The 21374-nt window shown below is 42.7% G+C and carries 17 protein-coding genes; 14 read left to right on the top strand and 3 right to left on the bottom strand.

Features of this window, described 5'->3' with window-relative positions:
- Positions 1-307: 307 nt before the first annotated feature.
- Positions 308-2335 carry an S-layer homology domain-containing protein gene (locus ACGLYD_RS14855; RefSeq protein ID WP_399628817.1) on the bottom strand — a complete coding sequence of 676 codons (2028 nt, stop codon included), beginning with the start codon at positions 2333-2335 and terminating at the stop codon, positions 308-310.
- 196 nt (positions 2336-2531) lie between these two features.
- Here ACGLYD_RS14855 and ACGLYD_RS14850 point away from each other — a divergent pair, with 196 nt between their 5' ends.
- Complete coding sequence (locus tag ACGLYD_RS14850) at positions 2532-3998, top strand: O-antigen ligase family protein (protein WP_399628814.1); 1467 nt, start codon at positions 2532-2534, stop codon at positions 3996-3998.
- Between the two features lie 71 nt (positions 3999-4069).
- On the opposite strand, the gene ACGLYD_RS14845 is transcribed toward ACGLYD_RS14850, so the two are convergent.
- Positions 4070-4249: a hypothetical protein gene (locus ACGLYD_RS14845; RefSeq protein ID WP_399628811.1), complete on the bottom strand. Its 180-nt coding sequence runs from the start codon at positions 4247-4249 to the stop codon at positions 4070-4072.
- 272 nt (positions 4250-4521) lie between these two features.
- Here ACGLYD_RS14845 and ACGLYD_RS14840 point away from each other — a divergent pair, with 272 nt between their 5' ends.
- The 8 genes from ACGLYD_RS14840 (at position 4522) to rbsB (ending at position 14321) form a co-directional block, all read left to right on the top strand.
- Entirely contained in the window at positions 4522-6777 is a 2256-nt protein-coding gene (locus ACGLYD_RS14840; RefSeq protein ID WP_399628809.1) for an S-layer homology domain-containing protein, read from the top strand.
- Positions 6778-7352: 575 nt separating this feature from the next.
- On the top strand, positions 7353-8498 hold the full coding sequence (locus tag ACGLYD_RS14835) for a polysaccharide pyruvyl transferase family protein (RefSeq protein WP_399628807.1): 1146 nt from the start codon (positions 7353-7355) through the stop codon (positions 8496-8498).
- A 150-nt stretch (positions 8499-8648) separates the two neighbouring features.
- The gene (locus ACGLYD_RS14830) at positions 8649-9629 is read left to right on the top strand and encodes a LacI family DNA-binding transcriptional regulator (protein WP_399628804.1); all 981 of its coding nucleotides are present in this window, start codon (positions 8649-8651) and stop codon (positions 9627-9629) included.
- Positions 9629-10513: a ribokinase gene (rbsK, locus tag ACGLYD_RS14825; RefSeq protein WP_187047974.1), complete on the top strand. Its 885-nt coding sequence runs from the start codon at positions 9629-9631 to the stop codon at positions 10511-10513. Before ACGLYD_RS14830 ends, rbsK begins: the two co-directional genes overlap by 1 nt.
- Positions 10510-10899 (top strand): D-ribose pyranase, encoded by a 390-nt coding sequence (rbsD, locus tag ACGLYD_RS14820; RefSeq protein ID WP_067212267.1) that lies wholly within the window; start codon positions 10510-10512, stop codon positions 10897-10899. The genes rbsK and rbsD overlap by 4 nt, the downstream gene beginning before the upstream one ends.
- Before the next feature lie 65 nt (positions 10900-10964).
- On the top strand, positions 10965-12461 hold the full coding sequence (locus ACGLYD_RS14815; protein ID WP_340740625.1) for a sugar ABC transporter ATP-binding protein: 1497 nt from the start codon (positions 10965-10967) through the stop codon (positions 12459-12461).
- On the top strand, positions 12448-13389 hold the full coding sequence (gene rbsC / locus ACGLYD_RS14810; protein ID WP_067212262.1) for a ribose ABC transporter permease: 942 nt from the start codon (positions 12448-12450) through the stop codon (positions 13387-13389). The genes ACGLYD_RS14815 and rbsC overlap by 14 nt, the downstream gene beginning before the upstream one ends.
- A 14-nt stretch (positions 13390-13403) precedes the next feature.
- Positions 13404-14321: a ribose ABC transporter substrate-binding protein RbsB gene (rbsB, locus tag ACGLYD_RS14805; protein ID WP_399628800.1), complete on the top strand. Its 918-nt coding sequence runs from the start codon at positions 13404-13406 to the stop codon at positions 14319-14321.
- A 732-nt stretch (positions 14322-15053) separates the two neighbouring features.
- On the opposite strand, the gene ACGLYD_RS14800 is transcribed toward rbsB, so the two are convergent.
- The gene (locus ACGLYD_RS14800) at positions 15054-15710 is read right to left on the bottom strand and encodes a LytTR family DNA-binding domain-containing protein (RefSeq protein ID WP_067212257.1); all 657 of its coding nucleotides are present in this window, start codon (positions 15708-15710) and stop codon (positions 15054-15056) included.
- 226 nt (positions 15711-15936) lie between these two features.
- Between ACGLYD_RS14800 and aceA the strand changes: the two genes are divergently transcribed.
- The 5 genes from aceA (at position 15937) to ACGLYD_RS14775 (ending at position 21374) form a co-directional block, all read left to right on the top strand.
- On the top strand, positions 15937-17217 hold the full coding sequence (gene aceA, locus ACGLYD_RS14795) for an isocitrate lyase (protein WP_187045671.1): 1281 nt from the start codon (positions 15937-15939) through the stop codon (positions 17215-17217).
- Between the two features lie 40 nt (positions 17218-17257).
- Positions 17258-18910 (top strand): malate synthase A, encoded by a 1653-nt coding sequence (aceB, locus tag ACGLYD_RS14790; RefSeq protein ID WP_399628796.1) that lies wholly within the window; start codon positions 17258-17260, stop codon positions 18908-18910.
- A 7-nt stretch (positions 18911-18917) separates the two neighbouring features.
- Positions 18918-19082: a protein YhfH gene (gene yhfH, locus ACGLYD_RS14785; protein ID WP_399628794.1), complete on the top strand. Its 165-nt coding sequence runs from the start codon at positions 18918-18920 to the stop codon at positions 19080-19082.
- A gap of 142 nt (positions 19083-19224) precedes the next feature.
- Positions 19225-20391: a pyridoxal-phosphate-dependent aminotransferase family protein gene (locus ACGLYD_RS14780; protein ID WP_399628791.1), complete on the top strand. Its 1167-nt coding sequence runs from the start codon at positions 19225-19227 to the stop codon at positions 20389-20391.
- A gap of 605 nt (positions 20392-20996) precedes the next feature.
- On the top strand, positions 20997-21374 hold the full coding sequence (locus ACGLYD_RS14775) for a MerR family DNA-binding transcriptional regulator (protein WP_399628788.1): 378 nt from the start codon (positions 20997-20999) through the stop codon (positions 21372-21374).

Below are 21374 nucleotides of genomic sequence, written 5' to 3'. Positions count from 1 at the left end.
AGTTTGATGAATTGTCATTAGAGTTCGGCGAAGCCATGAGAGTTTAGTCGTAAGCCATCACAGTTACGAGTTGAGCCATGACAGTTTGACGAATTGCCATTAGAGCTTGGCGGAGCCATGCCAGTTTGACGAATTGCCATTAGAGTTTGGCGAAGCCATGCGAGTTTAGTCATTTACCATTACAGTTACAAGTGGTGCCCAGAAATTTTTCAATCAAGTTATGACCAATGTCACATTAACTAGGGGAGGCCAATTGTGTAAAAAAAATCCTGTCCACTTAAACACCAGTGGACAGGATTTACCTATTTTACTCCGTAATTCGTTCTATAAGGTCTGAACGAATCCAGCCGTAGTCTGCAGGAGGATTGCTATCTGCAATTACCTTATACCATTTGAAACCGTCGCTACCGACTGATTCATCGACAATAACTACTGGATAGCCGAATGCGGCATTGGCGCCGGGGTCTTTCTGTTTGTAAGAGAATAGTTTAGCACTTAGCGGATCAGGGCTTGTCCGTACATTGACACCTACGGGACCGGTATAAATGATGCGACCGAGATTCGCTTGTTTGTAATCCTTCTTGCCGAGGAATGTATCGATTCTCCACATATGTCCGGCGATTTTACTTCCCCAGTTTGGATCAGAAGCGTACCTGACATTAAAGCCGACTACTTTATTGCCTGGAACAGCTCCATACGAATATCCGCCTAGCGGGTTAGCGTAATTTTTGTTCATGTATTCGTTAATAAATGCATCGACACTATTGTTGGGATGTTTGTATGTTCCACCTGATTCCGGACTAGAATCAAACACTTTAATACCGAAAATATTATTTTTCGTTAGTGAATTTCCGCTTATTCCGTAATCACTTTCGTGGATGGCTGTTGCAAGAATGAACAATGCGTTGACACGATGTGTTTCTTCAATTGCTTTTAGGTAGTTACCAAGACCAATCAACTTCGATGTAGTCGGAGCATCTTTGTAACGAGCGAGACCGGTTTTCTGACGGTCTTTCAAAATCTCAGTGATGAAGTAATCAAGTTCTGCACCGCTGTATGAAGAGGGTTGACGGACGGATTGGAATTGGAAGTATGGGTAATGTGTAATTGTGTTTTTCGTACCTACTTCATCAAAATGAACGCCATCAAGACTTGTATACCTTTTCCCGTTTTTCATGGATAAAGCTGCAGGACCGATAGAATAAACCCCACGTGTTTTAGTCAAGTTGTTATACGTATCATGATATAAGACACCATCTGTGCCTACTTCATAAAAGCTGTTGCCCGTGACAAGTTCTGTTGGAACAAGATCGACTTCGTTAGGTTTCGCGTAGAAAGTTAACCCACCAACTTCCAAAATAACATGATTCTCACTACTTCCGATATAGTTCATTTCATAACCTTTTTGAATATATGTTACTTCAGTCCGTAAAGTGGAATCGCTGTAGAGAGAGGTATATTGTTTAGGGTTTTCTGAACCAAAAGCTCGTCCAGATTTTATTTTAATAATCCTATTGTTTTTTCCAATGGCCTTAACAGATGAAGATGCATTGTAAGCAGCCAATGCATCTTCATAAGTTTTATAGAGTGCCGTTGTAGGAAGGAGTTTTCCGCCTGAAATTGTACTTACTTTGTATACTTCAGGATCAACGTCGGGTACAGAAGGAACTTCGGGTTTACCTGGTTCGTTTGGATTCGGCTCACTCGGTTCTGTCGGTTTCAACACTTCCGCGGCAGCGAATAATCTGAATAGGAATGCTGAAGCGTGTGCAATCGTTGCGTTATCTTTAGGGTTGAAATAAACCCCATCTTTCCGGTGATCCCCTCGAATAATGTTCAAGTTTACGGCAGTTGAAACGGCGTCAACAAAATTAGCTGAAATCTTTTTTGAATCTTTAAATTTCAAAGCTGTCTTTTGTGCAGGAAGGTCCATATAACGCATCGCTTTATACATCATCCCTGCCATCTGTTGGCGGGTAATTTTTTCGCTGGCTTTGAATGTACCATCGGGATAACCCGAAAGGATTCCTGCGCCGGCTGCATTTTGAATCTCAATTGTTAGACCCATGTTTGCCTTTAAGTCTTTGAATGTGTACTTTGTGGAAACAGGTAATTTAAGAGCACGTGCAATGTACGAAGCAAATTCGCCTCTCGTAACGGCTCTATTGGGATTGTAATTTCCTTTTGCGTCTGCACGAATGACGTTTTTTCCAATCCAATAATTCAAGTCGCTTTCCATCTGATGACCTTTAATGTCACTCGCCTGTGCTTGTATCTGGAAGACAGGGGAGAACATGAGTAGTGTGAGTAAAGTGAAAGTAATTAATTTTTTCACTCGTAAACCTCCTTCTATAATCTTACTTAATAGTATCAGAAGTTTGCTAGAATAATAAGGTTCAATTTGCACAAGTAGAATTTGTAATAAATATGAAACTAAAGAATAAGCCACAACGTCCTATAAGATGCTATAATTACGGAGGACTTTGTTCATTATTATGAGACGATTTAGTCGTAGAAAGGGAAAATATTTCATGACAACTATAAAAGAAAATTTAAAAGATAAAGAAACAATGTATTTCATTGCAGCATTGGCAGTCATCGGCGTAGCATTGATGCTCCCATCGTCGATTGCACTTGTTCTATCTTCCCTGTTCTTTGCGTTATTCGCATTTTTCAGACCGCAACAAAGCCTACTTTTCCTCGTAGTCTATGTTAGTATCCGTCCATTTCTTGTCGAAGTGAATCCGGGCCTCAAACTAATTGGGGATCTCATTACGTTCATCGCATTTGCAAAAGTACTCATTGCGGGTAGAAAGAATTGGAAGTCTCTGTTTTCGTTCAGATGGTTTGAATGGGCATTTTTTGCTTTCCTATTGTTCGGGGCTATCAGTGGACTAGTCCAAGGCGTTTTACCTTCTGCGGTCATTTTTCAACTACGGACATTTATTATTATGTATTTGCTTTACTATACTGTTTCACGGATGCTATTGCCGGAAGGATGGTTCCAACGGCTTGCATGGGTAACTGTATGGACAAGCCTAATCGTGTCAGTTCATGGCATTATTGAAAAGCTATCTATGAGGCAGTTCCTATTGCCAGATGTATGGAAATATAAAACGTTATCGGCGACGAACTTGGTAAGAATCTATGGGTTACCAGGAAATCCGAATTCACTGGCGTTATTGTTGCTGTTCGGAATTATTGCTGTGCTGTTCCTTCAATCAATCTACAAAACCGAGAAATATAAATGGTTCCTAACGATTAATCTTGTCTTGTTCCTTGGCGTATTCATCCTCACCTATTCAAGGGGAACTTGGATTTCAGCATTTATCCTCGGTGTGATTTTCATTATCATGTCGAAAAACTGGCTTCTTATGAAACGACTTGTGATTGCGGGAGTGGCCTCTATCATCCTTGTTTATATACCAGTCAATCTCGGTGTACAGTACTTCAAAGAGCTTGGTCTTGTTGCTGCACCAGATACCGGACCAGGAAGTATCGGTGAACGATTTGGGGAGACGTTCGATCAAAAGAACTTGGCGCTCATGACGGAAAGTGGTCGTTTCTTCTATATTAATAAAGGGTTTGAAGTATTCAAAGACTATCCAGTGGCAGGAGCTGGATTCGGTTCATTCGGCGGGTCTGCGACATTGTCATACGGATCGCCAATCTATAAGTATTATGGAATCCGTTCAGATATCTACGGCGGAAAGTACTTCTACTCGGATAATCAGTACATTCAAGTAATTGCTGAAACTGGTGTTGCAGGTGTTGTCCTATTCTCAGCGTTTCTTCTAGGAATGTTTGCGCTGTTCTGGAAAGAACGTAAAACAGTATTCGGCAAGTTCATGATTGCCTTCTGGTTTGCTACCGGATTCTCAGGATTCTACTATAATATTTGGGAATTGAAATTTTATACGATGTTCTATTTCATCATCTTTGGAGTGTTCGCATCTTATACAAGTCAATATGTGAAGTTTAAAATTAAAGACTTATAATAGAGCGGTTCGGGGAAGAGTAATCTGCCTCGGACGGCTTTTTTTGTGTCTACGTAGTCGGCATTTAACAATTAGACTGTTCTTCCAACACCGCTTTGTCGCTTGGTGATGGCCTCACGCAATAAGCCCGTCAGAAGATCACTAGGGAGGGATTGAACTGCATCCCTCCTTGGTCTTATTGCTCCGGCGCCTGCAGGATGCGGGTGTGCAGCCATTGCCGCAGGACGCGGCGATATTTGGCTGCCTTTCATTAGTGTCGCTCCTTCGCTAGAGTTGTTCGTTATACGGGTGAGGGATACCACCTAGTTAATTCTATATAAGTAGTGCCGAAAATATAGATGGCGCCTTCCGCTTGGGTCTACAGGATGTAGGTCATGCAGTCATTGCGACACGATGTCGCGAACTTAGACTGCTTTTCTCTTAATTTCCTTCTTATGGATTATGGTAATATATCGAATCCTTTGGTAAGCTGTATATTCATAGGAAGGGAGAGTGTCGTTTTATCACTAGTAAAGTAGCTTCAATGAAACGTTTCAGTAAACAAGTCGCAATGACAGCGGTAGCAGCCACGCTTCTTTGGACTGTACCAGCAAGTGCCTCGGCCAATCAGAATGCGGTGAAGAGTTATCCAGTATCATCGGGTGTAACTTATTCTCAATATACGCAATCAGCTTCAAAATACATAAATCATCTATCTGTCAATTTAGGAGATCCATATACCAAATTACAAGTTGGTCTTCCTTCACCGATTGCGAAGAGACAAGCAACAACAGTGCTCGCAAATCGCGATTCAAAAGATGGGAACCGTGTCGTTGGGGCGATTAATGCTTCATTTTTCGACATGAAAAACGGCTTGCCGATGTATTTGATTTCACAGGGGAACGAGATTGTTAATGGCGGCGTGATCTCCGATTCGACAAGTAATTATGTAAGTCAACCGATTGCATTTGGTGTGACGAAAGATGGACTTTCTGAAATCGATCAATTTAATTTTAATGTTCGTATGGATTACAAAGGAACAAACCATCTATTGACGGGGATAAATCGTCAGCGTCAAGATGATGAAACAATCATTTTCACACCACAGAATATTGAGACACATACGAATTCCAATCAGTACGGAATTGAAATAGTTATCGACACAGGACAGCCAATTACAAATACACAATACGGCCAGAAACTGACGGGCAAAGTTGTGAAAGTACGCGGTTATGGATCGAAAGAGAAAGTAGAAATACCTAAAACAGGATTCGTTCTTTCTGTTCATGGCGCAAAAGGTCTTGAGAAATTCAAAAATATGCAAGTGGGAGAAGATGTAACCCTTGCATTGACTATCGATGATAAATGGATGGATTCTGAGTTCATGTTGGCGAGCGGTCCGATGTTATTGAAAGATGGCAAGGTGAATATTACGATGAATACATCTAATTCACGAGCTACTGCACTTACTGCGCGTACAGCAATAGCTATTAGTAAAGATAAGAAACAAGTGCATCTTGTAACAGTAGACAACGTTAGAGGCTATAGCAACGGGATGTCGCTTACACAATTCGCAAATTATTTAGCAGCACAAGGCTATGATCGGGCACTCAATTTCGATGGTGGCGGTTCTACAGCGATGGGTGTACGGAATCATGGCAGTAATACGGTCGTGCTGGCAAACCGGACGTCAGATTCTTCGGAACGCCAGGTGTCCGCAATCATGGAAGCAATCAGTACAGCACCTGTAAGCGAACCTGCACAACTTAGCGTTTCGCGCAATCAAGTTGGTACGATGCTTGTAGGTTCAAAAACATCCTTGACAGTGAATTACTTACTGGATGCTTATTACAATCCATTAAAAGTGGACAACAGTCAGATTCAAGTGACAGCAGAAAAAGGTAGCGTTGCTGGTTCGGGACTAACGTACAGTGCCGTAAAAGCTGGGGAAGATCGAGTTTCCGTGCAATATGGAAATGCGAAGCAGTCATTCCCTGTATCAGTTGTCGATGCACCGGCTAAGTTAACAATTGTACCTTCTACAACGAAAGTGAAACCAGGTGCAAGCGTGACCTATAAAGCAAATGCAACGGATGCACTAGGAAAGCCAATCATTTATTCTCCAGAACAAGTGAAGTGGAGCGTTACAGGTGATATCGGAACGATTACACCGGCTGGGGCCTTTAAAGCTGTTAATAAAGCAGGCAAGGGGTCAGTAAATGTGACACTCGGATCGAAAACGACAAGCATTCCTATCGTTTTGTCTGATGATACACCAGCGTTTTCTGATATACCTTCCACTTACGCATACTATACAGAAATAAGTTTCCTAAAAGACCTTGGTTATATACAAGGAGATTTGGATGGTAAGTTTAACCCAGGAAATACATTGTCGCGAGAACATGCGGCCGTCATTTTAAGTCGTGTGTTCAACTTAGATGCATCTGTTGCAAGTACACAACAGTTTAAAGACGTACCTAAAAAACACCGTTATTACAATGAAATCAATGCTATTGCAAGTGCGAATCTAGTAGGCGGTAAAGGGGACGGAACATTCGACCCGGCTGGCCAGTTGACACGTGCTCAAATGGCAGCAATCCTTGTGAAAGCGTACAAACTGTCAGGCGAATCGTCTAAGAAATTCAAAGACGTCCCTACAAGTCACTGGGCGTATAAACAAGTTCATATTCTAGCAAACAGTGGGATTACAACAGGGAATGAAAAAGGCAATTTCGAGCCGAATAAACCTGTGAACCGTGCGCAATTCAGCGCATTCCTATACCGCAGTATTAATAAATAAAAAAAGCGGAAGGCGCCGTTTTAGCCCCGAAAAGCGCAAGACACTAGACACCCTATGAACAGGTGCTTTTGGATCACTTTGGACTGAACGACTACTATAGAATTATCGGAATTTCTTGCTGCGTAGGGTGCGACAAAGTCGCATCCTACGCAGCTTTTTCGTTAATCGTATGGTGACCGTTCGTCCGTTGCTCTCCAAAGTTACAGGTACACGAAGTGCTAAAAACTTTGGGAACGAGTGAATAACCACTCACCTATTTATAAAGGAGCAGCCAAAGATGCAATTTTGGCTGCTTACTCCTTTTTAATAGCGTTTCCTTTTCGAATGAAAGGCAGTGTCACTTTCTATCTAGCGTCATACTGTTACTTGTATGATCTTTGCTTTATTAAAAGCGGTGACGTGCCCGAAATTTCATCTTCGGGCACGTGTAACCTCTATAGAAAGGTTGCTATTCTTTCATCGTCCAAAGCGAGCCGGAAATGTACAAGTGCAACTTCGGGCTAAAGGGTTCCATTTTCATCGAGTAGCACAGCTATGTTATACTAAATTCATCATGTAGTAGAGGAAGTCGGCTAATGAAAATAGGTATTGTAGGCAATTATGGCAACGATAATAACGGGGACGAAGCGATCTTATTCAGCATTATTAAACAAGTGACGTCAACGTTCAAGATAGACAGTAATGATTTAACGGTATTTAGTAATAATCCTAAACAAACAGCAGAACGGTATGGAGTGACTAGTTTTCCACTGTATTATAAAAATGGCAACGCAGTAAAGACATTTTTTAAAACGTACCAAAATAATAAGAGAATCGTAAAGACGTTTGATTTGCTGATTATTGGTGGCGGCGGAATCTTAATGGATTTATATAAAAGGGAAGCGCCATTATTTGGGTCATATGCAATGATGGCTAAAAATTCGAAGACGCCTTATGTTGTTTACGGATGCGGCGCGGGTCCGCTAAGCAGCGGTATAGGAAAATGGTTCATTCGCTATATGGCTAAACATGCAGAAAGTATCTCGGTACGCGATCCCGAATCTGTTGAACTGTTGAAGTCAATCGGTGTGAAAGAACGGGTTTTGACTATCGGCGATCCAGCGTTTTCCTTGCGTCAAACGGGTGTTGAGAAATCGACAGTTCCGACGAAAATCGGTATCACAGCTGTTCCTTATTACAATGCAGGCTATTGGCCTGAAGGGAATCCTGCCATCTATAACGATTATATAGAAGGCATGGCAAAGAATCTGGACAATCTAGCTGAACTAGACAATGTTGAGCTGACATTTTTCGCGACAAAATTCCCACAAGATGCAGATGTTACAAAAGATATTCAGAAGAAAATGACACATAAAGATAAGACGACAATCATCGATGATAATCTACTACCAACTATGATCCTTGATGTGACAGCACAGCAAGACATTATTATTGGGACGAGGCTCCATTCCCTGATTTTGGCGACATGCACTGAAACACCTGTCATGGCAATTTCTTATCATCATAAAGTGAATGATTTCATGAAACTTGCCAACCTGGAAAAGTACGCATTTCCAATCGGAGACATCAACAAACAACAAACACTATTCCTGGATGCATTCAACGACATGAAAGAAAACTGGCCTGCGACGGTTGAAAGTACGAAAAAACTGTCCCAGGACTTGTATGATGAATCGATGAAAGGAACAGAGCAGTTTGTTTCAGCAATAAAGAAACAGTAAATGACATAAAAACAGCCACAAAAGTGAATCTTACTTTTGTGGCTGTTTGCGTATTGTGAATGAATGGAATGAAACTGTTGTTGACAAACAAATCAATAGATTGGTATTATGTGTGTAACCGGTTACACATAATAGAAAAGGGTGAAATAGTTGGCCAATATTCGGGATGTAGCAAAGAAGTCCGGTGTTTCAGTTGCGACTGTTTCACGCTTTATAAACCAAAAAGGATATGTTAGTAAAGAAGCAAAAGAGGTTATTGGACGGGCAATCAAAGAATTGGATTATAAACCGAACCTTGTTGCGCGATCATTAAGTACGAAGCAAACGAAACTTATTGGCTTAATTGTACCGGATATTATGAATCCGTTTTTCCCAGAGCTTGCTCGTGCAGTGGAAGATGTTGCACTAACTTATGACTATACGGTCGTGTTGTGCAATTCGGATGAAAAAGCAGAAAAAGAAATCCACTATATTGAGACATTAAGGCAAAAATATGTAGCGGGTTTCATCGTCACAACGAATCAGTTGCAAGCGAGTCATTATCAAAATTTGGATATACCAGTGGTTGCACTGGATCGTACAATAGATGCTTCGATACCGACAGTTTCATCGAACAACAAAGAAGGCGCACGTTTAGGAACCACCCATTTAATCGAACAAGGTTGTCAACATATCGTCTGCATGCGTGGACCGACAGGACTTGGACCGGCGGATGACCGATTAGACGGTTTTTTAGAGGCTGTAGAAGGTAAGGAAATAGTGACGCATATTATCGAGTGTCCATTTCATTTTGAGCAATCAGAAGAGATAGCTAGAAAATTTCTGTCAGAGCACAAAGGAATTGATGGGTTTTTTGCAAGTAGCGATGTCTCGGCGGCAGGTGTGTTGAAAGCAGCACATTCACTAGGAATTATCGTACCTGATGAGTTGCAAATTGTCGGGTTTGACGGTATAGCACTTGGCGGTATGTTATCACCTGGGCTAACAACAGTAGCGCAAGATATATATAAGCTAGGGGCACTCGTTACACGAATGCTTATTAAGTTAATTGAAGAAATAGAGCTCGAAGAAAAAGAAATTCAAGTTCCAGTTAAACTGATTATTCGAGGGACAACGAGGAGTGAACAATGATGATTACGGTTGTCGGTAGCGTCAATATGGATTTAGTTGTGCAAACAGATGTATTCCCAAAACAAGGTGAAACAGTTTTAGGCCAATTATTCACCACGGTGCCAGGAGGCAAAGGAGCCAATCAAGCAGTGGCTGCAGCCCGTCTTGGCGGGAATGTCCATATGGTGGCAAATGTTGGGAATGATGGTTTTGGTGAGGAATTACTGGAAAACTTGAAGGGCAACTCAGTAGACGTTTCCGGAGTAACGGAGAGTACGGGGGTAGCTACTGGCATTGCCAATATATTGTTGTCGGATGGAGATAACCGAATCATCGTCGTACCAGGTGCGAATTATGAACTGACGCCTGCATGCATTGATGAAATGAAAGAAACGATTCGAGCAAGTAAACTTGTTTTACTGCAACTTGAAATACCGATACCGACAATTATACATACGTTGAAAATCTGCGCTGATCTGAATGTTCCTGTGTTATTGAATCCGGCACCTGCTGGAGGTTTCCAAAATGAATTTATGTCATATCTTACGTACCTAACACCGAATGAGACAGAATGTGAACAAATTTTTGGGCCGGATATGGAGGCTGCGTTGGAAAGTTATCCAAATCAATTAATTGTTACACTCGGCAGTGCAGGAGCTCGTTATTATGATGGTGAAAAGCATGTCATCATAGAAGGTTTTAAGACAGACGTTGTCGATACGACAGGAGCAGGGGACACGTTCAACGGTGCATTTGCGTATGCGATTGTCGAAGGATTTGAATTGACTGAAGCGGTTACGTTTGCAAACGCTGCCGCATCTTTATCCGTCGAGAAATTTGGTGCACAAGGTGGTATGCCGGCGCGCGCTGACGTAGAACTGCGACTCGGGAGTGATTGGCGATGAAAAAACATGGCATATTGAATCGTGAACTGGCAGCCGTTTTTGCAAAGCTTGGTCATACCGATCAAGTGACAATAGCGGATTGCGGATTGCCTATACCAGATGGTGTCCATTGTATCGATCTTTCATATACGATTGGAAAACCTTCTTTTATTGAAATAGTAGGCGTGGTTTTGGAAGATTTGGAAGTAGAACATGCATTTATTGCGAGTGAAATAGAGAGTCGTAATACTGAAGTGTATGAAATCCTTTGCACTAAATTACCAAGTATAACAAAGCTGGCACATGAAGATTTGAAGCAATTGACGCACAAATCAAAAGTAATCATTCGCACCGGTGAAGCAACGCCTTTTGCAAATATTGTTCTGCAGTCGGGCGTCATATTTTAAGAGAGCTCGGAGATCTGGGTGACTATCACCGTCAAAGACTGCTAAATGAAAGTGGGTGAAGAAGTATGATTGAAATGACTGGGATTTCAAAGTCTTTTGATGGGAACTCCGTTCTTACTAATGTGGAATTCTCCGTGAAAAAGGGAGAGATTCATGCCTTAATGGGTGAGAATGGTGCGGGGAAATCAACGCTAATGAAAATACTAACCGGTATTTATGCACGTGATACAGGTGAAGTCAAAGTGAGGGGCAAGCTAGTCGATTTCAAAAACCCGAAAGAAGCAGAACATGCTGGAATTGCAGTTATACATCAGGAACTAAATATATTGCCAGATTTGACGGTCGCTGAAAATTTGTTTTTGGGGAATGAAAAGACGTTTGGTAAAAGTGGTATTTTAAAAACCAAAGAAATGAATAAGAAAGCAAAGGTGATTTTGGGAGAACTCGGACTGGATGTCGACGTAAAAACAGTTGCCCGGGAACTTTCGGTAGGTAAACAGCAAATCATTGAGATTGCCAAAGCGATGTCATCGAATGCAGAAGTGATTGTTATGGACGAGCCGACAGCTGCACTAACTGAGCGAGAAATCGTATCGTTGTTTGAAACAATCAGAGCCCTTCAATCGAACGGTGTATCGTTTGTTTACATATCACACCGGATGGAAGAGATTTTTGCATTATGTGACCGAATTACCATTTTACGTGATGGCAATTATGTTGGAGTCAAAGAGATTAAAGAAACGTCATTTGATGAAATTGTTCAGATGATGGTCGGACGCGAACTGGGTGAACGATTCCCAGAGCGTAACGCTACAATTGGTGATGTGAAATTGACGGCAAGTGGTTTGACACGCAACGGGCATTTCGAAGATATATCGTTTGAGTTGCGTAAAGGTGAAGTTCTCGGTATTGCAGGTTTGATGGGAGCGGGAAGAACCGAAGTTGCTCAATCCTTATTCGGTTATAAAAAACTGCAAAAGGGAACAATTTCTCTTAATGGAAAACCTGTGAAAATCAGCAGTCCACTACAAGCGAAAAAACTAGGTTTCGGCTATGTTACGGAAGACCGGAAGTCGGAAGGCCTTATCGTAGATTTCTCGGTAAAAGACAATTTAAGCTTAACGAATTTCAATAAAGTTTCAAGCAATGGCATCATCAAAGCGAATGAAGAGAAAGTGTTGTACGAAACAATGGTAAAACGGTTGGGTGTCCGAACGTCGGGTCCCAACCAAGCTGCCAAATCGCTTAGCGGGGGAAACCAGCAGAAAGTCGTTATTGCGAAATGGCTGGGTATCGAACCGAATGTGCTGATTTTAGATGAGCCGACCCGAGGTGTGGACGTCGGAGCAAAAAAAGAAATTTACTCGATCATTAATGAACTTGCCGAAAAAGGTGTCGCGATTTTGATGATTTCGTCTGAACTTCCCGAAATTATTGGCATGGCAGATCGGGTACTTGTCATGCATGAAGGTACACTTACAGCCGAACTGCAAAAAGCTGAAATGACGCAAGAACGAATTATGCATTATGCTACGGGAGGTGACAAAGTTGCTCAAATCTAATACACAGTCGGTACTGCAAAAAATCGGACCCCTTATTGGGCTCTTATTAATTGTCATTATCATTTCAATCATGAGTCCGAATTTTCTTACGCTTAACAACTTACTCAATGTTTTAAGACAAGTGTCGATAAATGCGCTCATAGCATTTGGGATGACCTTCGTCATTTTGACAGGCGGCATCGATTTATCTGTTGGGTCGATATTAGCTTTAACGGGAGCGGTGACTGCCGGATTAATGGCTGGTGGAATGGACCCGCTTCTCGCAATGTTCCTCGGATTACTTCTAGGAGCTGTTCTTGGTGCAATTAACGGCGTCATAATTGCCAAAGGAAAAGTTGCTCCGTTCATCGCAACACTTGCAACGATGACGATTTACCGTGGATTGACTCTTGTATACACAGAAGGAAAACCAATTTCAGGACTTGGTGATTCACAAGCGTTTCAGTTGCTAGGGAAAGGGTACTTCTTCGGAATTCCTGTCCCTGTTATAACGATGGCCATTACTTTTGGGATTTTGTATTTCATTTTGAAAAAGACTACATTTGGTCGTCGCGTATACGCAGTAGGTGGCAATGAAGAAGCTTCACGACTTTCTGGAATCAGCGTAGATCGTATTAAAATTTACGTTTATGCACTGACGGGAATGCTAGCGGCACTTGCTGCATTGATTTTAACATCAAGGCTAAATTCCGCTCAACCAACTGCGGGTAACATGTTTGAACTTGACGCCATTGCGGCAGTTGTCCTTGGGGGGACAAGTTTGACGGGTGGACGGGGTTGGATTGTGGGGACGTTGATTGGAGCACTCATTATTGGTGTTTTGAATAATGGTCTTAATCTTATCGGTGTATCCTCCTTCTTCCAACAAGTGGTGAAGGGTGCAGTTATATTGGTCGCGGTTCTATTGGATCGTAAAAAAACAGCTTAAGGGGATGTTAAGAAATGAAAAAAGTGAAATTAGTATTAATCATGGCAATTATGCTCGTACTTGCAGCATGTTCAACAGAGGCACCAGGAGCCAAGAAAGATGAAGAAACTAAAGGTGGAGAAGGAAGTTATAAAATTGGTTTTTCCATTTCAACGTTGAATAACCCGTTCTTCGTAACATTGAGCGAAGGAGCAAAAGAGCAAGCGAAAGAAATGGATGCAACGTTAACAGTTATCGATGCACAGGATGATGCAGCAAAACAAGCGAGTGATGTAGAGGATTTAATCCAACAAGGCGTGGACTTGATTTTGATTAACCCGACGGATTCTAGCGCAGTTGTAGCCGCGGTTGAATCTGCAAACAATGCAGGAATTCCTGTTGTCACAGTCGACCGAAGCTCTGAAGGCGGAGACGTTGTTTCTCATATCGCTTCAGATAACAAAGCAGGCGGAGAATTGGCTGGTCAGTTCTTAGCTGATTTAGTTGGCGATGGAGCAAAAGTTGTAGAATTGGAAGGAATCGCTGGTTCTTCGGCCGCACGTGACCGTGGAATGGGCTTCAATGAAATAGTAAAAGGTAAATTGGATATCGTTGCTAAACAAACAGCGAATTTCAACCGTGCTGAAGGATTGACAGTTATGGAGAATATCATGCAAGCAAACCCTGACATTAAAGGCGTGTTCGCGCATAATGACGAGATGGCACTTGGCGCACTTGAAGCAATTGAAGCCGCAGGGAAAGAAGTGAAAGTTGTTGGATTCGATGCAACAGATGATGCAGTAAAATCAGTCGAAGCAGGAAAGTTGGCTGGAACTGTCGCTCAAAAACCGGATCTTATCGGTAAAAAAGCAGTAGAAGCAGCTGTTCTATCACTCAAAGGTGAAACAGTGGAAGCGTCAATTCCAGTTGAATTGGAATTAATCAAGAAATAATATGCTAATGAATTGCGAAAGCCGCCCTAGATTAATTTCCAGGCGGCTTTTTTTATTCCTTTAAGTGTCTAAATTAGTGTGTAGACCGATCATATAACTCCACCAACCGAGCATATCCACTGTCAAAGCGATCATATAGGCTTGACACCAATTATATCCACTGTCAAAGCGATCATATCCCAAAGACACCGAGCATATCCACTGTCCAAGCGATCATATATCCATGACACCGAGCATAGCCGCTGTCAAAGCGATCATATACCCATGAAACCGAGCATAGCCACTGTCCAAGCGATCAGATCCCAATGACACCGAGCATGCCCACAGTCAAAGCGATCATATAACAATGAAACCGAGCATACCCCCACAGTCAAAGCGATCATATCCCACTGACACCGAGCATGCCCACAGTCAAAGCGATCATATAACAATGAAACCGAGCATACCCCCACTGTCAAAGCGATCATATCCCACTGACACCAAGCATATCCACAGTCAAAGCGATCATATCCCAATGAAACCGAGCATACCCGCAGTCAAAGCGATCATATATCCTTGACACCGAGCATATCCGCAGTCCAAGCGATCATATCCCACTGAAACCGAGCATATCCACAGTCAATGCGATCATATAACCCTGCCAACCAAGCATATCCACTATTCAACCAATCATATAACCTCACCAACCAAGCATACCCAAACGACCAACACTCAACCTCGCCCCTAATCACCCTAAAATCCAAGCGCTTTCCTAACATCAGCCATATACGTCTGACCAACAGGCAACTCTGTCCCATCTCTCAATGTAAGTACTAGATTAGAAGTAATGTCCCTGGAAATGCGCTGGATAGATGGGATGTTAACAATGTAAGACCGATGGATACGTAGAAACGTCTTTGGCAGTCGTAATTGTAAATCTTTCAGCGTGTAGCTGATACAGAATTGTTCACTTGCAACATAAAACCAAGTTTTCTTTTGCAAGCTTTCTATATATGCGATCTCTTCAATTGGAATTGGACACCATTCTTCTTCCTGTTTGCCCGTGAGGAAACGAAAGGGTTCTTGTTTCAGTATATGATAGTTTGAAGGCAAAATGACAAGTAGTGCAGCGGGCTCGCCTTGGAGGTCAATCGGATAACCGATTCCATAATACGGGGACCCGAACAATGTGTTATCCATAACTTTATCAACTTTGAGTCGTTTATTAATTACTTTATCTGCAATGCTGCCGGGTACAACAGGTTGCCCCTCTATTAGTTGGATATCCTGAATGCCTTCCACATAATAAATGTAGCGGTCGCCCATGGCAATCGCGATTGCGGCGTCTTTCGGTATCCAATCACCTAGTATAGAAACATATTGTTCTAACGTTTCTCTTGTAATTACCATATTTGTTTCCCCCTTGTTTTCTATGAAACTCTAAAATAACAAACTACTTCATCATCGTAAAATCGAGTTCATCCTAAAATAATGCCCTTTCGTCGGAAAGAACAGACAACTTTGTATCTTCTGTTATATATTACTGTATAACAACTTCAGCTGTTATGAAACAGTACTAAAGAATTAATTTCATAACTGGTTGAACATAAAAAAACTGGAAGGTGTGACTGTAGATATGACTAGACAAGAGCAGATTAAACAATTGGAGAAAAGCTGGGCGGAGGATAGCAGATGGAAAGGAATTGAACGTCCTTACACTGCCGAAGATGTTGTGAAGCTACGTGGATCTGTTTTAATTGAACAAACACTGGCAACAAAAGGTGCAACTCGCTTATGGAGTTCATTGCATGAAGAAGATTTCATCAATGCTCTTGGTGCTCTAACAGGAAATCAAGCTGTTCAACAAGTAAAAGCTGGACTTCAAGCAATCTATCTAAGTGGTTGGCAAGTGGCGGCAGATGCAAACCTTTCGGGTCAAATGTATCCGGACCAAAGTTTATATCCGGCAAATAGTGTTCCTTCTGTCGTCAAACGTATCAACCAGGCACTTCAACGGGCTGACCAAATCGACCACTCAGAAGGGCGCGTAGACGGTTTTGACTGGTTCGCTCCAATTATTGCAGACGCTGAAGCAGGTTTCGGAGGACCACTTAACGTATTCGAATTAATGAAAGGCATGATAGAAGCTGGAGCAGCAGGCGTTCACCTTGAAGACCAACTTGCATCCGAAAAAAAATGTGGACACTTGGGTGGTAAAGTATTGCTACCTACACAAAATGCAATCCGTAACTTAGTTGCTGCAAGACTTGCGGCTGACGTTCTCGGCGTACCTACTGTTCTTATTTCACGGACAGATGCAGATGCAGCAGATATGGTCACAAGTGATATTGATCCAGTAGACGCTGAATTTCTTACTGGAGAACGTACGCCTGAAGGATTCTACCGGACGAAACCTGGTATCGATCAAGCGATTGCACGCGGATTGGCTTATGCACCTTATGCAGATCTTGTCTGGTGTGAAACATCGCATCCATCTCTGGAAGAGGCACAACAGTTTGCAGATGCAATCCATGCAAAATTCCCAGGGAAAATGCTTGCTTACAACTGCTCGCCTTCATTCAACTGGGAAGCAAATTTGGATGAAGCGACAATCGCGAAATACCAAGTGGAACTCGGTAAAATGGGCTACAAATTCCAGTTCGTTACACTTGCGGGCTTCCATTCATTGAACCACAGCATGTTTAACCTTGCACATGACTATAAAGACAATGGAATGGCGGCATATTCAAAACTGCAACAGGCTGAATTTGCTAATGAAGACAAAGGATACACAGCGACTAGACACCAACGTGAAGTTGGAACAGGATACTTCGACGAAGTGTCACAGATCATTTCTGGCGGTACATCTTCTACAACCGCGATGAAGGGCTCGACGGAAACCGCGCAATTTGTTTGAACTTTCGGTGCAAGTTGCTGCCACAATTCGAAGGGCATGAATGGTATCAGTAATTGGGCACCAACAACAATCGGGGAGGGTGATCAATCTGTCTACGAATCAAGTGACATCTCATACTATAAAAGTTTTAGGCGAACTGACTGCTGAAAGTGAAGAGATTTTAACGCCGGAAGCACTTGCATTCCTACAATCTCTTCATGATAACTTTGACGAAAGACGGAGAGAGCTTTTGGCTAACCGGCAACAGCGTCAAAGTAGCATCGACAGTGGAATAAAACTGGATTTCTTACCCGAAACACAATCTATACGGGATGGGGATTGGACAATTGCATCCCTCCCGCATGATCTGCAGGACAGACGAGTGGAAATTACTGGTCCTGTCGGTCGGAAGATGGTCATCAATGCATTGAATTCAGGTGCAAAAACATTCATGGCTTGTTTTGAAGATGCAACATCTCCCACATGGGCAAACATGTTGGAAGGACAGCTCAATATGAAAGATGCCGTTCGGCGGACGATTGAGTTTGAACAGCATTCCACTGGAAAGACATACAAGTTGAACGATGAACCCGCGGTGCTCATGATACGGCCGCGCGGATTGCATCTGCTGGAAAAGAATGTCGTAATTGATGGAGAGTCGATTGCAGGAAGTTTCTTTGACTTCGGATTGTACTTTTTCCATAATGCCAAGGAATTAATCGCTCGCGGATCTGGGCCATATTTCTACCTACCTAAGCTTGAAAGTCATTTGGAAGCAAGATTGTGGAACGATGTGTTTGTCTTTGCGCAGCAGCAACTTGGAATTCCAACCGGTACAATTCGGGCAACGGTGTTAATCGAAACGATTGCGGCGGCATTTGAAATGGACGAAATTCTATATGAACTTCGGGACCATTCAGCAGGTCTCAATTGTGGACGCTGGGATTATATTTTCAGCTATATTAAACGGCTGCGCAATCAACCGGACGTTATCTTGCCTGATCGTGGGCAAGTAACGATGACATCGCCATTCATGCGGGCTTATACATTGCTTTGTATTCAAACCTGTCATAAGCGCAATGCACCGGCAGTCGGTGGGATGGCTGCACAAATTCCAATTAAAAATGACCCAGAAGCAAACGAAGCAGCATTTGGCAAAGTAGGTGACGATAAACGCCGTGAAGCGACGGATGGACATGACGGAACGTGGGTAGCGCACCCAGGACTTGTCGCGGTTGCGATGGAGCAGTTCAACGAGCATATGCCGACACCGAATCAGATTGGTCGTAAACGAGAAGATGTCAAAGTAACTGCTGATGACCTGTTGGAAGTCCCAAAAGGAACGATTACGGAACAAGGTTTGCGAATGAATTGCAGTGTAGGCATTCAATATATTGCTTCTTGGCTCAGAGGGAACGGGGCAGCTCCTATTAATAATTTGATGGAAGATGCGGCGACAGCTGAAATTTCAAGATCACAAGTATGGCAATGGATTCGTCATCCGCAAGGGAAACTTAGCGATGGGCCGGATATTACAGAGAAATTGGTTGCAAAAGTATTGCAAGAGGAACTGGAATTAATCAAACAGACTGTTGGTGACACTGCGTTCACTACTGATAAATATGAAGCAGCTGCAGAACTGTTTTCAGCATTAATCGTGCAAGATGACTTCGTTGAATTTTTGACACTGCCGGGGTATGAAAAATTAAATTGATTTACAAATGGAGGTAAAAAATATGAGAGTGGAGGAGATTTATATGCAAACAAACAACAATAGGAAAGAATTGCCGAGAAAAATTTGTCGTGAATGTGGATGTGAAATTGTAGAGCAGATTGAATCCCCATTGTTTGAGTGCGAGCGGTGTATTGGTTCGAATGAAGAATGACATAGCAACGGCTCTATTCCTACAAGTGGAATAAAGCCGTTTTTACTTGCCTTGATTCAATATAAGAGGGTTTACTCAACAAGTATGGAAGTAGTACTAGAGCTAGTAATTGTATTTTGAAAATAAGTGGGGGGGAAATAGAATGAGAAACGAAGAAATGTTACTGATACCTGGACCGACGCCTGTTGTCGATTCCATTTATGATGCGATGGCGAGTGAAACAAGAGGGCATACTGATCCGAGATTTGTTGCAATTTACAAAAATGCGATTGAACAGACACGTGAAATGTTGCAAACAGATGGGGAAGTTTTTGTCGTTGCCGGATCAGGAACGATTGCAATGGAAATGGCGCTTGTTAACACAGTCGCGGCTGGAGAAAAGATATTAGTGGTCAGCCAAGGTTATTTCGGTGACCGGTTCATAAAATTAGGGCAAGCTTTTGGCATTGAGGTGGATGTGCTTCAATCGGAATGGGGCAAACAAGTTACGCCTGAAGAAGTGGAGGCGAAACTTGTTGAAGGGCATTATAAAGCAGTAACAATTACGCATGCAGACACATCGACTGGTGTTGCAGCTGATCTCGAAGCACTTGTACCAATCGTGAAAAAACATGGTGCACTTGTCATTTTAGATGGTGTTTGTGCAACGGCAGCGATGGAAGAAGATATGAGTAAAACATACGGCCATCCGGACTATAAAATTGATGTTATTTTGACTGGCTCTCAAAAAGCAATTGGCGTTCCACCGGGATTAGCGATTGTCGCCTTTAACAAAACCGCTTTGGCTGCTAGGGAGAAGATTGAACGCGTTCCGGCTTATTATTGCGATATCTACAATTGGATTCCTGTCATGAACGACCCTTCAAAATATTTTGCAACACCGCCAGTGAACTTGATTTATGCCTATAATGAAGGAATGAGACTCGTTCACGCAGAAGGCTTGTCGACAAGAATTATTCGCCATACGGCATTCGGCAAAGCGGTGCGAGCCGCGCTTTCTGAATATGGCATGAAAGCAATTGCCGATGAAAATGTAGCAGCATCAACATTGAGCTGTATCCTCTATCCTGAGGGTGTCGGCGACTCGGAATTCCGCGCAACGCTTGGTAAAAAAGGTGTGATTGTAGCAGGATCACTTGCTCATTTAGCAGGAAAAGCGTTCCGAATTGGGCATATGGGGAACACAACAGAGGAAATGTTGGAACAAGCGATTGAATTAATTGGTGACACGTTGAATGAAATGGGTCATTCAGTTGATTCGGCGAAGGCAGTTCAGCGGTTTAAGCAAGAAGTGCGTGTGGGTGTTTGAGATGGGGCTATCCTTTAACGGGTAGCCTTTTTTTATTGGAAAAAGGGGTGAGCGATTATATAACCCGGTAAGCAATCATATCCGCGTGCGACGCGATCATATCATCAGACACCCGATCATATCCGAGTGCGAACCGATCATATAACCCGGCACCCGATCATATCCGCGAGCGACCCGATCATATAACCCGGCAACCAATCATATCGGAGTGCGACCCGATCATATAACCCGGTAATCGATCATATCCGTATGTGGCCCGATCATATAACCCGGCACCCGATCAAATCCGAGTGCGTCCCGATCCTATCATCAGACACCCAATCAAATCCGAGTGCGGCCCGATCCTATAACCAGGTAATCGATCATATCCGCGTCCGCCCCGATCATATAACCCGACAACCGATCATATCCGCGTGCGCCCCGATCATAAAACCCGGCAACCGATCATATCCGCGTGCGCCCCAATCATATCCCCCGGCCACCGATCATATCCAACATCTAACTCTATTAATAAATTTCCTTACCCCCACTTGCCATTAACGTTAACGTCAATGTTAAACTACTCATATAGTTGAAAATTCCAACACTTCAAAGGGGGAGCTAAAGTGAAGGATATTACTGAAGTTGCCCAGGCATATGATGTGTCGACCCGTACAATCCGGTACTATGAGGAACTTGGTTTGTTGAAACCCGACAGGACCGCGGGAAATAGAAGGATTTACACGAAAGCAGAGGTCGTAAAGCTGCGACTGATTTTGCGCGGAAAAAGGTACGGATTCACGCTGGATGAAATAAAGGAGATGATTTTACTTTTTGACAAAGATCGGACTGGGATAAAACAATTGGAGCGGACAATCGATTTTGGCAATGAAAAAATCGGACAAGTGGAAGACAAAATTCAGGAGCTCACGGAAATGAAGATGGAAATGGAACAGCTGCTTATGCAATTCGCCGAAAAACTAACCAATTTAAAGGGGGATTAA

This window comes from Sporosarcina sp. SG10008, from assembly GCF_044569405.1.
GTDB classification, from domain to species: Bacteria; Bacillota; Bacilli; order Bacillales_A; family Planococcaceae; genus Sporosarcina; species Sporosarcina psychrophila.
Note: the sequence above shows the minus strand (reverse complement) of the source record. Positions and strands in the feature narration are given on the sequence as shown.